At 71.8% G+C, this 13,628-nt stretch carries 15 protein-coding genes and 1 tRNA gene; 5 read left to right on the top strand and 11 right to left on the bottom strand.

Annotation, left to right across the window (positions count from 1 at the left end):
- Window positions 1–4 precede the first annotated feature (4 nt).
- On the bottom strand, window positions 5–469 hold the full coding sequence (locus ACYVLJ_RS41455; RefSeq protein WP_460442801.1) for a MarR family winged helix-turn-helix transcriptional regulator: 465 nt from the start codon (window positions 467–469) through the stop codon (window positions 5–7).
- A gap of 125 nt (window positions 470–594) precedes the next feature.
- Here ACYVLJ_RS41455 and ACYVLJ_RS41450 point away from each other — a divergent pair, with 125 nt between their 5' ends.
- Window positions 595–1,095 (top strand): carboxymuconolactone decarboxylase family protein, encoded by a 501-nt coding sequence (locus ACYVLJ_RS41450; protein WP_460442815.1) that lies wholly within the window; start codon window positions 595–597, stop codon window positions 1,093–1,095.
- Here ACYVLJ_RS41450 and ACYVLJ_RS41445 read toward each other — a convergent pair.
- Window positions 1,082–1,654 carry a Rossmann-fold NAD(P)-binding domain-containing protein gene (locus ACYVLJ_RS41445; RefSeq protein WP_460442800.1) on the bottom strand — a complete coding sequence of 191 codons (573 nt, stop codon included), beginning with the start codon at window positions 1,652–1,654 and terminating at the stop codon, window positions 1,082–1,084. The two genes, ACYVLJ_RS41450 and ACYVLJ_RS41445, sit on opposite strands and share 14 nt — an antisense overlap.
- 116 nt (window positions 1,655–1,770) lie before the next feature.
- Between ACYVLJ_RS41445 and ACYVLJ_RS41440 the strand changes: the two genes are divergently transcribed.
- A complete protein-coding gene (locus ACYVLJ_RS41440) occupies window positions 1,771–2,808 on the top strand; it encodes a hypothetical protein (RefSeq protein ID WP_460442799.1) in 1,038 nt (345 codons plus the stop codon).
- Between the two features lie 96 nt (window positions 2,809–2,904).
- Window positions 2,905–4,098 carry a GAF domain-containing sensor histidine kinase gene (locus ACYVLJ_RS41435; RefSeq protein WP_460442798.1) on the top strand — a complete coding sequence of 398 codons (1,194 nt, stop codon included), beginning with the start codon at window positions 2,905–2,907 and terminating at the stop codon, window positions 4,096–4,098.
- A gap of 18 nt (window positions 4,099–4,116) precedes the next feature.
- On the opposite strand, the gene ACYVLJ_RS41430 is transcribed toward ACYVLJ_RS41435, so the two are convergent.
- Genes ACYVLJ_RS41430 through ACYVLJ_RS41410 form a run of 5 tightly spaced genes read right to left on the bottom strand, consistent with a single transcriptional unit; the run spans window position 4,117 to window position 6,901 of the window.
- Entirely contained in the window at window positions 4,117–4,476 is a 360-nt protein-coding gene (locus ACYVLJ_RS41430; RefSeq protein ID WP_451974347.1) for a response regulator, read from the bottom strand.
- The gene (locus tag ACYVLJ_RS41425) at window positions 4,473–5,162 is read right to left on the bottom strand and encodes a response regulator transcription factor (RefSeq protein ID WP_451974349.1); all 690 of its coding nucleotides are present in this window, start codon (window positions 5,160–5,162) and stop codon (window positions 4,473–4,475) included. The genes ACYVLJ_RS41430 and ACYVLJ_RS41425 overlap by 4 nt, the downstream gene beginning before the upstream one ends.
- A 38-nt stretch (window positions 5,163–5,200) precedes the next feature.
- On the bottom strand, window positions 5,201–5,716 hold the full coding sequence (locus ACYVLJ_RS41420) for a S24/S26 family peptidase (RefSeq protein WP_460442797.1): 516 nt from the start codon (window positions 5,714–5,716) through the stop codon (window positions 5,201–5,203).
- Between the two features lie 8 nt (window positions 5,717–5,724).
- Window positions 5,725–6,246, bottom strand: coding sequence for a hypothetical protein (locus ACYVLJ_RS41415; protein ID WP_460442796.1), 522 nt, complete (start codon window positions 6,244–6,246; stop codon window positions 5,725–5,727).
- 1 nt (window position 6,247) lies between these two features.
- Window positions 6,248–6,901 carry a TasA family protein gene (locus ACYVLJ_RS41410; protein WP_451974355.1) on the bottom strand — a complete coding sequence of 218 codons (654 nt, stop codon included), beginning with the start codon at window positions 6,899–6,901 and terminating at the stop codon, window positions 6,248–6,250.
- 179 nt (window positions 6,902–7,080) lie between these two features.
- On the opposite strand from ACYVLJ_RS41410, the gene ACYVLJ_RS41405 reads away from it, so the two are divergent.
- On the top strand, window positions 7,081–8,514 hold the full coding sequence (locus ACYVLJ_RS41405) for an MFS transporter (RefSeq protein ID WP_460442795.1): 1,434 nt from the start codon (window positions 7,081–7,083) through the stop codon (window positions 8,512–8,514).
- Window positions 8,515–8,570: 56 nt separating this feature from the next.
- Here the strand turns inward: ACYVLJ_RS41405 and ACYVLJ_RS41400 are convergent, their stop codons facing one another.
- From ACYVLJ_RS41400 to ACYVLJ_RS41385, 4 genes are all read right to left on the bottom strand, one after another.
- Window positions 8,571–9,017 (bottom strand): hypothetical protein, encoded by a 447-nt coding sequence (locus ACYVLJ_RS41400; RefSeq protein WP_460442794.1) that lies wholly within the window; start codon window positions 9,015–9,017, stop codon window positions 8,571–8,573.
- Between the two features lie 300 nt (window positions 9,018–9,317).
- Window positions 9,318–9,392: transfer RNA gene (locus ACYVLJ_RS41395), tRNA-Val, on the bottom strand.
- A gap of 40 nt (window positions 9,393–9,432) precedes the next feature.
- Window positions 9,433–9,894, bottom strand: coding sequence for a peroxiredoxin (locus ACYVLJ_RS41390; protein WP_451974359.1), 462 nt, complete (start codon window positions 9,892–9,894; stop codon window positions 9,433–9,435).
- 72 nt (window positions 9,895–9,966) lie between these two features.
- On the bottom strand, window positions 9,967–10,398 hold the full coding sequence (locus tag ACYVLJ_RS41385) for a DUF3052 domain-containing protein (protein ID WP_451974361.1): 432 nt from the start codon (window positions 10,396–10,398) through the stop codon (window positions 9,967–9,969).
- 417 nt (window positions 10,399–10,815) lie between these two features.
- Between ACYVLJ_RS41385 and aceE the strand changes: the two genes are divergently transcribed.
- Window positions 10,816–13,611 (top strand): pyruvate dehydrogenase (acetyl-transferring), homodimeric type, encoded by a 2,796-nt coding sequence (aceE, locus tag ACYVLJ_RS41380; protein WP_451974363.1) that lies wholly within the window; start codon window positions 10,816–10,818, stop codon window positions 13,609–13,611.
- The last annotated feature ends 17 nt before the right edge of the window (window positions 13,612–13,628 follow it).

Genomic DNA, 13,628 nt, shown 5'->3' with positions numbered 1-13,628 from the left:
TGATTCAGCTCGAGAACCAGCCCGCCGCGTCGAGCCGGTACACGGCGGGACCGACGACCGCGCGCAAGTCCGCCTCGAGGGCGGCGACACGCTCGGCACCGACCGTGCGAGCCCAGTCCTTCCGCAGGTCGTCGAAGATTTCCGCGGACTTCGAGAGCGCGTCGACGCCGTGCGCGGTGAGCCGCACGATCTTGCGGCGCGCGTCGTCCGGGTCGTCGGCGCGCTCGGCGTACCCGAGCGCCTCGAGCCGTTCGACCGTCTTGCCCGCCGCCTGCTTGGACACGCCGAGCCGGCGGCCGATCTCCGACGCCGTCGCGCCCCTTACGCCGATGGCCTGCATCGCGAAGCCGTAGGACGGGCGGACGTCCGGGTGCCCGCGGCGCGCGAGCTCGGCGTGGAGGCGGTCGATGAGCGTGCGGAAGCCGCCGAAGAGCAGGAAGGGCAGCTCGTACCCGGGCGTGTCGGTCATGAGTCCTTGCCAAATTCGACAACCAGGTTTACGGTTTCGACAACCACATTGTCGATCGTACGTCTGGAGACGTCTTGTTCCCCGATCACACCCCGGAGTCTGCACCCCCGGCCGCCCGCCCCGCGATGGCGGCCACCGCGAAGAAGTTCGGCCGCGTCCCGGCGGCCGTCGCCCGCCTGGCGACGTCTCCGGAGCTGCTGAACGGCTTCCTGAAGCTGAACGCGATCTTCGAGTCCACGACCCTGCCGGCCCTGGACCGCGAAGTCCTGGTCATGACGGTGGCGGCCCGCAACGGGTGTCACCTGTGCGTGGCAATGCACACGGCTGCTCTGTCCGGCCTGCCGGCGTCACCGGAGCTGATCACGGCGTTGCGGGCGCAGTCGGACTTGCCCTCGCCGCGACTGGAAGCGTTGCGCCGCTTCGTGCTCGTGGTGCTCGACACGACCGGCGACGTCCCGCCCGCGGAGCTGACGGCGTTCACCGACGCCGGGTACACGGCCCGGAACGCGCTGGAAGTCGTGCTGGGTATCGGGACTTACACGCTGTCGACGTTCGCGAACCGCCTGACGGACGCCCCGCTGGACGACGCCTTCGCCGACCACGCCTGGCACGCTACCGCGGTCTGACGGTGGTCCCGTTCGCGTCGCCTTCGACGAGGGCGCGGTAGGCCTCGGCGACCACGGCCACCGGCGTCCCGCCCGTCTCCCCCATCGCTTCGAGGGTCTCGCGGATCCAGCCCGGGCTGACGACGTTGATGCGCAGGCCGTCCGGCAGTTCGGCGGCGGCCGAGCGGACGAAGCCCTCGAGCCCGGCGTTGACGAGCGCGCCGAGCCCGCTGCCCGGGATCGGCTCGGCGAACGTCCCGCCGGTGAGGGTGATGGAGCCGCCGGTCAGGTGCGCCGCCGCGCGCCGGGCAAGGGCCACCTGGCCGAGCAGCTTGCCGCACAGGTCGTCCAGGACCCGCTCGTCGGTCAGCTCGGCCAGGGGCCGCAAGGGGACGTTGGCCGCGCAGCACACGACAGCGTCCGGCTCGGCCTCGAAGAGCCCGTCGAGCGAGTCGGGGTCCCGGAGGTCGGCGCGCACGGAGGAAGCCCGGGAGACCCGGACGACGTCGTGACGCGGTTCGAGAGCGGCTGCAACGGCCCGCCCGACAAGCCCGGTCGCACCCAGCACGATGATCTTCACGCCGTCGACGCTACTCGTTTTCCTTGCGCGGCAACAGGAAGCCCGATTTTGTCGGTGCCCGCCGATAAGCTCTCGAGTGTTCGGTCGGAGGTTGGTCCGATGTCCTGGGAGGACGATTGCGCAAGTGGGGGAAGTACGCCGCTGCCGCCGTCGCGGCGATGGTGACGGCAGTGGTCATGACCGGGCCGCAGGCCGCGGCAGCGGAGGGATGTCGATGGAGTTCGTCGGCGTTGCCGGTGCCTGACGGCTATCGGCTGGGTAGCGTCGGTCAGGGCGACGGGGCGGGCGCGATCACCGGCACTCTGCGGCCGAATTCGCTCGACGGACCGATCCTCGGAGTCGTCTGGCGCGCCGACGAGCCGCACGTGCTCGGCGCCGCGTTCGGGCTGGACACCGAACTCGCCGACGTGAACACGTCCGGCGTGGCGGTCGGCTCGTACACCGATCCGCGGGTGTTCGGCGAGTTCCCGCTGGACCACGCGATCCGGTACGCCGATGGCCGGTTCGAGCGGCTGCCGGCCCCGCCGGGGTACCCGAACACGAAGGCCCTGGCGATCAACGCACGCGGCGACATCATGGGCCAGGTCGGCGAAACAGCGGCAACCGGCGTCGGCACCACGGTGGTGTGGCCGGCGGACGCGCCGGGGACGGTGCGGGTGCTGCCCATGCCGTTGCCGGGCTGGCAGGTCGCGGCCGGCATCGACGACGACGGCACAGTCGCCGCGGCGGCCTTCGACCAGTCCACCGGCGGCTACCTAGCGGGCTACGTACTGCCGTCGGGCGGCGGCTCGATCCGCATGGCGTCTCCGGTCTCCTCCGGCTCGGTGACTCCCTCGGCGATCACGGCACAGCGGATCACCGGGGACGTCGAGGAAGCAGGGGCGTTCCTCTGGCGCCTCGACGGCTCGATCGACCGGGCGCTGCCGGGCTTGCGGAGCGTGTCGGCGATGAACGCCGCGGGAGCGATCGTCGGTCGCGCGGACGACGGGTCGACGCTGTTCCTCCCGGCCGGTGGAGGCCCGGAGCAGACCGTCGTGCCGAGTGGGCAAGACGCCCAGGTCAAGGAGGTCGCCGAGAACGGTGACGTCTTCGGCGTGCTGACGACGCAGTCGCCGGAGTACCGGCAGGACCTCGTGCGCTGGCACTGCGGGTGAACCCGCGGAGCTCCCGCCGTTTGCGCGGCGGGAGCTCCGTCACCTGATCGAGTCACGCGGCGCGCAGCCGGGCGGCCGCGCTTCGATACTGGGGCCGTGGACAGGGATGCGGAGCTGGCGCGGGTCGCCGCCCTGCGTGCGCTCGAGCTGCTCGACACCCCCAGCGAAGAGCGCTTCGACCGGATCACCCGGCTCGCCCAGCACTCCTTCGGGGTGCCCATCGCGCTCGTCTCGCTCGTCGAACTCGACCGGCAGTGGTTCAAGTCCTGCGTCGGGCTCGACGAGCGGGAAAGCCCGCGCAGTGCGTCCTTCTGCTCGCGGGCCATCGAACGCGACGACCTGATGGAGATCCCCGACGCGCGCCTCGACCCGCGCTTCGCGGACAACCCGATGGTCACCGGGCCGCCGTACATCCGGTTCTACGCCGGGCAGCCGGTGAGCACGCCGTCCGGGCACAAGGTCGGGACGCTGTGCGTGATCGACCGCGAGCCGCGCCGGCTGACGGCGGAGCAGCGGGACCGCCTGCGCGATCTGGCGCACTGGGTCGAACTCGAGGTCGCGGTCGTCCAGGCGCGGCGCGACGCCCACCGCGCCCGCGAGGTGCGCGAGGAGTTCGTTTCGCTGGTGAGCCACGAGCTGCGGACGCCGCTGACGTCGATCCACGGTTCCCTCGAGCTGGTCGGCTCGGGGCGGTTCGGGGAACTGGACGAGCGGGCGGCGCGGCTGGTCGCGATCGCGGCCAAGAACACCGACCGGCTCATCCGGCTGTCCAACGACGTGCTCGACCTGACCCGCCTCCAAGGCGGCAGGCTGCGGCTGAAACTGTCCGATGTGGACGTCGCGGGCGTGCTGGAGAGCGCTGTGGACAGCGTCGAAGGCGCGGCCGAGCGGATGGGCGTCCGGATCGAGCGCACCGGCGCGGCCGGCCCGGTCCGCGGCGACGCCGACCGGCTCGTCCAGGTGTTCACCAATCTGCTCGCCAACGCGGCGGCGGTCGCCCCGGAAGGCACGGCGATCACGGTCGGCGCCCGCGACGACCACGCGTGGGCCGAGGTGTCGGTCCGCGACCACGGCCCGGGCGTGCCGCCGGAAGACCTCGACCGGATCTTCGAGCCGTTCGTCCAGGCGGGCGCGCCCACCGGCGGCGCGGGCCTGGGCCTGGCGATCACCCGCGGCATCGTGCACGCCCACGGCGGCACGGTCCGCGCCGCCGCGGCGGACGGCGGCGGCAGCACCTTCACCGTCCGGCTCCCGGTCGCCGGGCCGGACGTCGAACGCGCCTGGTGGTGACACCCGACCGGAGAGTCGTCAGTCCCAGTGCAGCAGGCCCGCCAGCCGGGTCCCGATGCCCAGCGGGTCGAACGGCTTGCCCAGCACCGCGAGCGCGCCCAGCTCCAGCAGGCCCGCCGTGTCCGGGGCCGCCGTCAGGAACACCACCGGCAGGGCCGCGTTCGCCGCCCGCAGCTCGCGCAGGGTGCGGCGGCCGTCGTAGCCCGGCATCTCCACGTCCAGCACCACCGCGTCCACCCCGCCGTTCCCGCAGCGCCGGACCGCTTCCGCGCCGCCCGCCAGCGTCTCGATCCGCCACGTCGAAAACGCCGAAAGCGCCAGGCTCAGGACCTCCCGCACGTCCGGGTCGTCGTCGACGACCAGGACCGTGCGCGTCACCGGGCACCCCGGTCGATGCGGTAGCCGATGCCGCGGACCGTCGCGATGAACCCCGGCGCGCCCGCCGCGGCCAGCTTGCGGCGCAGGTTCGACAGGTGGACGTCGACGGCGTGGTCGTCGGCCAGCCAGCTCTCGCCCCACGCGCGGCGGCGCAGGGCGTCGCGGCTGCTGACCGCGCGGACGTTCTCGGTGAGCGCGTCCAGCAGGTCGAACTCGATGCGCGTCAGCTCGACGTGCGCACCGTCCACCGTCACGTCCCGGGCCTCGGTGTCGATGCGGACCGGGCCGACCACGCGGCCCGGCGCGGGCGAGGGGTCCCCGAGGGCCCGCGGCCGCCGCAGCATCGCCTGGATCCGCGCCACCAGCTCGCGGGGCGAGAACGGCTTGGTCAGGTAGTCGTCGGCGCCGCTGGCCAGGCCGACCAGCTTGTCGACCTCGTCGGACTTCGCGGTCAGCATCACGACGTAGGCCTGCGAGAAGCCACGCAGCCGGCGGCACACCTCGAGACCGTCCGGGCCGGGGATGTTCAGGTCGAGCACGACGACGTCCGGGTCCCACGCCCGCAGCTCGGCCAGCGCGCGGTCGCCGTCCGCGGCGGTGCGCACGTCGAAGCAGGCGTCGTCGAGCGCGAGCTCGACGACCTCGCGGATGCTGTCGGTGTCCTCCACCACCAGAACCTTCGCCATGATCGCGATTGTGACCGGCCTGGCGCGGGTCGGCAGCATCACCACAACGCCCGCTTCGCGGCCACGAGCAGGCACAGCCCCACGAAGACGATCACCGCGACGCGCACCACGCCGTACTGGCCGAGCAGCGCCACCCGCCCGATCCACGGCACGTGCCCGACGGCCACCGGCACCGTCGCGGACGTGATGCGCAGGCGCTGCGGGTCCGCGGCGGCGTTGTTGTCACCCTTCGTCCGCACCAGCGGCTCGGCCCCCGAGCGGTCGACCTCGACGACGCGGTGGGCGTACCGCTCCCCCGGCGCGTCCGGCCGGGGCAGGACGACGACGTCGCCGACGTCCACCGATCGGGCGTCCACCTGACGGGTGACGAGCAGGTCTCCCGGCGCGAAGCCGGGCTCCATGCTCGGCGAGAGCACGGGGGCGAAGCCGATCCGGAGCACGAAGACGGCGACAGCGCCCGCGACGGCGAGCACCGCCACCAGGGCGAGCACCACCCCGGGCAGCCGGCGCGGCGGGCGGGTCGCGCGGTGCCGGGCGGGCGCGGTGGCGGTCATGGTGGCTCCTACGAGTTCGAGGTGGTGGCGGCGCGGACCTGCGCGCGGGAGACGGAGACGCTGAGAGAGGCGCTGGCGAGCCCCAGCAGGCCGTTCGGGGTGAGCCGCAGGCCCAGCTGCTCACCGGCGGCGAGCGCGCGGGTGACCGCGGTCGCGCCGGACGCCGAGTCGGTGAGCGTGACGATCGCGCCCGAACACGCGCCGCCGGACCAGGTGCCGCCGACGCAGGCGTCCAAGCGGACCGTCGCCAGGCTCGCGCTCACCTGGTAGGTCTCGCCGGTCAGCGCGACGCTGCCGTTGTTGCGCACCGACGCGTAGCGCGGCGAGGTGTCGAGCAGGCCCCACGAGACCGTGAGCGGCTTGCCGGTCTGGACCGCGCCGGCGCTGTCGGCCAGCACGGCCGACCACGTCACGGTGCTCGCTCGGGCCGTCGCCGAAGCGGTGGCCAGGCCGGCCGCGTCCGCCGTGGCGGGCACGGCGGCCAGCGCGGCGGCCGCCGTCAGCCCGGCGGCCCAGAGCCGGCGCCCCACCTCAGGAGTTGGTGGTGACGGCCGAGCGCTGAGTCTCGGCGAAGGTGTAGGTCAGGTTGGCGGTCAGGCCCTGGATCGTCGCCGTGGGCAGGGTGCCGTTGACCGTGGTCTCGGTCTGGTCCGGCAGCTGCACGGAGACCTGCAGGTGCGAGACGGCGCCCGCGGCGACCGCGCCCGCGATCAGTGACTGGGCGCTGCTCAGGCCGCTCAGCGCGGTCGCCGGGAGCAGCGTCGTCGCGGTGCCGGTGCACGCGCCGGTCGAGGTGTTCCAGGTGCCCGGGCACTGCTTGACGGTGACCCGCAGGGCCTTCGTCGTGGTGCCGTCGGTGACGAGCGCGCCCGCGCCGGTGGCGGCGACCTGCATGGTCAGCGCCTGCGCGTCGAGGCTGCCGCCGCTGGTCAGGTCGACGTAGCGGTTGACGACGTCGCCCGGGGCGAGGTTGGAGATCGCCTGGTCGAACCCGGCGCCGTTGCCCGCGAGGGTCAGCTTGAGGGTGCCGCTGCTGATCGTCTCGGGCGTCGCGTTGGAGGCGGTCGCCGAGAGCGTCGCCCAGACACCGGCGCCCATGGCGACGAGCACCGCGCCCCCGATGACGGCGAGGGCGACGGGCCGGCGGGCGGAGCGGCGGCGAGCGGGGAGCGCGTGGTTGGCCATGGGGTTCCTTGTCCGGTGGGCACCACCTGCTGTGGTGCGCTGGAACCAGGTTCGGACGCGGACCTCCGGCCGCCCTCCGCCGTTCCTCAAGATCGCCTCAAGAAAGTTCCCGCGCCCGTGTCCGGCCGGGCCGGGCGGCTCCGACCCCTCGGTGACCGCACCACCGAAAAGGAGTCGAAATGGACAAGCCGGCCGGACGGCGGGAGTGGCTGGGGCTGACGGTGCTCGTGCTGCCCACCCTGCTCGTCGCCATGGACATGACCTCGCTGTTCCTCGCGCTGCCCCAGCTCAGCGCCGACCTCGGGGCGAGCGCCACCGAGCAGCTGTGGATCACCGACAGCTACGGCTTCGTCGTCGCCGGGTTCGTCATCACCATGGGCACCCTCGGCGACCGGATCGGCCGCCGCCGGCTGCTGCTCGTCGGCGGCGGCGCCTTCGCGGCCGTCTCGGTCGTCGCCGCGTTCTCCACCAGCCCGGCGATGCTCATCGTCGCGCGCGGCGCGCTCGGCATCGCCGGGGCGACGCTCATGCCGTCGACGCTCGCGTTGATCACGAACATGTTCCGCGACGGCCGCGAGCGCGGGAAGGCCATCTCGATCTGGGCGACGTGCCAGTTCGCGGGCGGCGCGGCCGGCCCGGTCCTCGCCGGGTTCCTGCTGCAGCACTTCGCGTGGGGCTCGGTCTTCCTGGTCGCGGTCCCGGCCATGGGCCTGCTGCTGGTCGCCGGCCCGGTGCTGCTGCCGGAGTTCCGCGCGCCCGCGTCCGGCCGGCTCGACTTCGCCGGCGTCGGGCTTTCGCTGGCCGCGGTGCTGCTGATCGTGTTCGGCCTCAAGCAGCTGACGACGGGCGAGCTGCTGACGCCGCTCGGCGCGATCGCCGCGGGCGCCGTGCTGGGGGTGGTGTTCGCCCGCCGCCAGCTGACGACGTCGCCGCCGCTGCTGGACCTGCGGCTGTTCCGGAACCGGGCGTTCACGGCGGTGCTGGTGGCGCTGGTCTTCGCCGGGGTCGCGATGGCCGGGGTCGGCCTGCTGGTGACGCAGTACCTGCAGAGCGTCCTGGGCTACTCGCCGCTCGCGTCGGCGGTGCTGTTCGCGCCGATGGGCCTCGGCGTCGCGGCGGGCACGATGACGGCCCCGTCCCTGACCCGCCGGCTGACCCCGTCGACGGCGATCGCGGGCGGCCTGGCGGTGTCGGCCTCCGGCGGCCTCCTGCTGGCCCTCACGGACGGCCTGGCCTGGGTGATGGTGGGCATCACGGTCCTGACGCTGGGCACGGGCCCGCTGTTCGCGCTCGGCATCGGCCTGGTGGTGGGCGCGGTCCCGCCGGAGCGCGCGGGCTCGGCGGCTTCGATGGCCGACACGGGCAACTACCTGGGCGGCTCACTGGGCATGGCCCTGATCGGCCTGACGGCAACCGCGGTCTACCACGCGGCGTTCCCGGCGGGCACGACACTCGCGGCGGACGTGACCCGGCCGGAGGTGGCGGCTCAGGCCCGGGAAGCGTTCACGACGGCGTTGAACGTGACGGGCGTGATCGCGGCGGTGCTCTTCGCGGGGCTGGCGCTGCTGGTGCGCACGATGCGCCCGGCGCCCGTGCCGGCGATGGCGGAGTGAGCCGAAAGCGGCGCCCCGGGCGGTGCGGGGCGCCGCTGTCCGGTGGGTGCAGGGGATCAGCAGTTCACCGCCAACGCCGGACTCACGACCGTAGTCCGGGTCCCGCCGTAGGAAACGGCGACGTTGGCGGTGATGGTGGCCGCATTCGGTCGCGTCGCGCAGACGGTCGAACGCTTCACCGCGGTGCCGTAACAGGCCGCCGTATAGCCGGCGGAGAGCGCGCTGGCGTAGCAGGAGTCACCCTGGATCTGCTGCGCCGGGCTGGGCGTGCTCCAGATGTTCACCACCGGCGCGCTCATCTGGTAGCCGACAGCGGTGTCGTTGGTGACGACCATCACCGCTTTGTAGACCTGCTGGGTGCCGTCGTTCGAGTTGATCAGGCACGAGTAGACCTTGCGCGACTGGTCCGCGCAGTGCCAGTTGCCGGGGATCGGAAAGGGATCCGGCGACCAGCTTCGCACCGCTGCGGAGGCCGACGGCGCCGTCAGCACCAGCAGTGCCATCAGGCCCGCGGTGACAACCCCGCCGCGGCGCCTCGTGGCCTTCGTCGATCGCATGCATTCTCCCTCTCGTTCCCCGCGCGAGGACAGCTCTCACCGTGCTGTCGGATCCGGCGGATGGTTCACGCCTGAACCGGAGAGGGGTTGACATTCCGGCCGGAGCCCACCCGATCGGAGCAACGGCAAGCTCCGGCCACCATCCGAGAGGTGGCGGAGCACGACTCGATCGCGTGACGAGCATCCACGGGCCACGTCGTCGACTGGTGTCACCGGGCCCGAACGATCTTCGGGCCCCGTATTCGCTGGTGGGCGCAGCAGGGTTCGAACCTGCGACCGCTCGGGTGTAAGCCGAGTGCTCTTCCGCTGAGCTATGCGCCCGCGGACGGCGGCCCCGAGCGGGACCGCCGTCCGAGGGGGATCAAGCCAGTTCGGCCACGGCCTTCTTCCACGCCTGCTGGTCGCGGGCCTCGCCCGGCGCGTTGACCTCGGCGAAGCGGACCACGCCGGACGTGTCGATCAGGAACGTGCCGCGCACCGCCAAGCCCGCGTCGGCGTTGAAGACGCCGTACGCCTGGGCCACCTCGCCGTGCGGCCAGAAGTCGGACAGCAGCGGGAACTGGTAGCCCTCCTTGTCGGCCCATGCCTTCAGCGAGAACGGTGTGTCGACCGAGACGCCCAGGACCTGGACGCCCTTGTTGTCGTAGTCGGCGAACTCGTCGCGGAGCTGGCACAGCTCGCCCGTGCAGATGCCGCTGAACGCGAACGGGTAGAAGACCAGCAGGACCGGCTTGTCACCCCGGAAGGAGGACAGCTGCACCGGCTGCTTGTTGTAGTCGTTGAGCGTGAAGTCAGGGGCCTCAGAGCCGACCTCGACGGCCATACCGCGTTTCCTCTCCCGAACGGACACGTGCCTGCGACGACAACCCTATCGTGTCGGCCCGGCGAGACCTGTTCAGCGCTGCTTGGACTTCGACTTGGGGGAGACCAGCCGGGTGCCGATCCAGTTCGCGCCGACACTCATGTTGGCGGTCTGGGCCAGTCCGACGGCGGGCACCGCTTCGGCGATTTCGCTCGGCTCGACGTGCCCGGGCTGCCCCGTCTTCGGGGTGAGCACCCAGATGACGCCGTTCTCGTCCAGGGGGCCCCTGGCGTCGATGAGCGCGTCGCCGAGGTCTCCGTCGTCTTCGCGCCACCACAGCAGCACCACGTCGATGACCTCGTCGGCTTCCTCGTCGAGGATGTCCCCGCCGATCTGCTCCTCGATCGCCGCGCGGACGTCGTCGTCGACGTCCTCGTCCCAGCCGATCTCCTGGACCACCATCTCGGGCTTGATGCCGAGCCTCTCGGCGACGCTGGTCTGATCAGCGTCTCCCGCGGCGACCACTGCTTTCACTCCTCCAACTACGACGGAGTGTGGCGTCGGAACACCCCCGCGAGGGTACGACGGCGCCACACTCGGCGACCCGGTTGCCGATAGCGAACACTGGTGCGGCTCCGCGCGCAACCGTCCACACCGGATCTTTGACAACTCGTGTCGCAGGATACGGCCCGCGCGAGGCCCCTCGCGACGGCGTTTCGGGTACCTCGCGAGACCGGTCTGCCACCCCTTCGGGGGGCGTCCCCTAGGGTGGGGAAGAAGAAAACGCGCGCGCGATACACCGCGCGCTGGGAGTGGCTCGACCGGGTCGGCCGATGTTACCGCCAAGTAGCGGTGCGGAAGCCGGGACGGAAGACGACGATGGAGAGTCGTACACCCCCGCGTACGAGCACCACCGGCTACAACTTTTCGCAAGGAGACCCCTTGGCCCCGCAGAACGACGGCGCCTCCGGCAAGGAGACCCCGGCACGCGTACGCGTCATCCGTGACGGATTGGCGGCGCACCTGCCCGACATCGACCCGGAGGAGACCGCCGAGTGGCTGGACTCCTTCGACGAGGCGCTGGCCAGGGGTGGTCAGCAGCGGGCGCGCTACCTGATGCTGCGCATCCTGGAGCGCGCCCGGGAGCGGAACGTCGGTGTCCCGGCGCTGACGTCGACGGACTTCGTCAACACCATCCCCACCGAGAACGAGCCCTGGTTCCCCGGCGACGAGGAGATCGAGCGCCGTTACCGGGCCTACATCCGCTGGAACGCGGCGATCATGGTGCACCGGGCACAGCGCCCGGGCGTCGGCGTCGGCGGTCACATCTCGACCTACGCCTCCTCGGCCGCGCTCTACGAAGTGGGCTTCAACCACTTCTTCCGCGGCAAGGACCACTCCGGCGGCGGCGACCAGATCTACATCCAGGGCCACGCCTCCCCCGGCATCTACGCCCGCGCGTTCCTCGAGGGCCGGCTGTCGGAGCAGCAGCTCGACGGCTTCCGCCAGGAGTACAGCCACGCCGGTGAGGGCGGCGGCCTGCCGTCGTACCCGCACCCGCGGCTGATGCCGGAGTTCTGGGAGAACCCGACGGTGTCGATGGGCCTCGGCCCGATGAACGCCATCTACCAGGCGCGGTTCAACCGCTACCTGCGCGACCGCGGCATCAAGAACACCGACGACCAGCACGTCTGGGCGTTCCTGGGCGACGGCGAGATGGACGAGGCCGAGTCCCGCGGCCTGATCCACGTCGCGGCCGGCGAAGGCCTCGACAACCTGACCTTCGTGATCAACTGCAACCTGCAGCGGCTCGACGGCCCGGTGCGCGGCAACGGCAAGATCATCCAGGAGCTGGAGTCGTACTTCCGCGGCGCCGGCTGGAACGTCATCAAGGTCATCTGGGGCCGCGAGTGGGACTCGCTGCTGCACGCCGACCGCGACGGCGCGCTGGTCAACCTGATGAACGTGACACCCGACGGTGACTTCCAGACGTACAAGGCCAACGACGGCGCGTTCGTCCGCGAGCACTTCTTCGGCCGCGACCCGCGGACGAAGGACCTGGTCAAGGACCTCTCCGACGCCGACATCTGGAACCTCAAGCGCGGCGGCCACGACTACCGCAAGGTGTACGCGGCCTACAAGGCGGCGCTGGAGCACCACGGCCAGCCGACGGTGATCCTGGCCCACACCATCAAGGGCTACGGCCTGGGCCCGGCGTTCGAGGGCCGCAACGCCACGCACCAGATGAAGAAGCTCACCCTCGACGACCTGAAGCTGTTCCGCGACTCCCAGCGGATCCCGATCAGCGACGAGGAGCTCGAGCGCGACCCGAAGCTGCCGCCGTACTACCACCCGGGCGCGAACTCGCCCGAGATCGAGTACCTCATCGGCCGCCGCAAGGCGCTCGGCGGCTTCCTGCCGGAACGCCGTCCCAAGGCCGCGAAGGCCCTGGTGCTGCCCGGCGACAAGGTCTACGAGGGCATCCGGAAGGGCTCCGGCAAGCAGGAGGTCGCCACGACGATGGCGTTCGTCCGGCTCGTCCGCGAGCTCGCCAAGGACTCCGAAATCGGCAAGCGCGTCGTCCCGATCATCCCGGACGAGGCCCGCACCTTCGGCCTCGACTCGATGTTCCCGACCGCCAAGATCTACAACCCGCACGGCCAGACGTACACGTCGGTCGACGCGAGCCTGATGCTGGCCTACAAGGAGTCCGAGAAGGGCCAGCTGCTGCACGAGGGCATCAACGAGGCCGGCTCGACCGCGTCGTTCACCGCCGTCGGCACGTCGTACGCGACGCACGGCGAGCCGATGATCCCGATCTACATCTTCTACTCGATGTTCGGGTTCCAGCGCACCGGTGACGGCCTCTACGCCGCCGCCGACCAGATGGCCCGCGGGTTCGTCCTCGGCGCCACCGCCGGGCGCACCACGCTGACCGGTGAGGGCCTGCAGCACGCGGACGGGCACTCGCTGCTGCTGGCGGCGACCAACCCGGCCGCGGTGGCCTACGACCCGGCGTGGTCGTTCGAGATCGCGCACATCGTGAAGGACGGCCTGCGCCGGATGTACGGCGAAGCCGGCCCGGACGGCAACGGCGAGAACGTCTTCTACTACATGACGATCTACAACGAGCCGTACCAGCAGCCCGCCGAGCCGGAGAACCTCGACGTCGACGGCCTGCTCAAGGGCCTGTACAAGTACGCCGACGCCCCTGGGGGCGACGGTCCCGAGGTGCAGATCCTGGTCTCGGGCGTCACGATGCCGGACGCGCTCAAGGCGCAGAAGCTGCTGGCCGAGGAGTGGGGCGTGCGGGCCGCGGTGTGGTCGGCGACGTCGTGGACCGAGCTGCGGCGGGAGGCCGTCGAGATCGACCACGACAACCTGCTCTACCCGGGCAGCGAGCCGCGCGTCCCGTACGTGACCGAGAAGCTCTCGGGCAGCAACGGGCCGGTCGTGGCGGTGTCGGACTGGATGCGCGCGGTGCCGGACCTGATCCGCCCGTACGTCCCGACCGACATGCTGACGCTGGGCACGGACGGCTTCGGCTTCTCCGACACCCGGCCGGCGGCGCGGCGGAAGTTCCTCGTCGACGCCGAGTCGATCACCGTCGGGGCGCTGTCGATCCTCGCCAAGCGCGGCGAGGTCGACCAGGCGAAGGTCCTCGAAGCGGCCACGAAGTACCGGCTCGACGACATCGCGGCCGCCGGGCCGCAGACGTCGGATTCCGGCAGCGCGTGATCCGATGCTAGAAAGGG

The organism is Amycolatopsis stemonae (genome assembly GCF_054781455.1).
The sequence above is the reverse complement of the archived record's forward strand: the minus strand, read 5'-3'. Positions and strand labels throughout refer to the sequence as shown.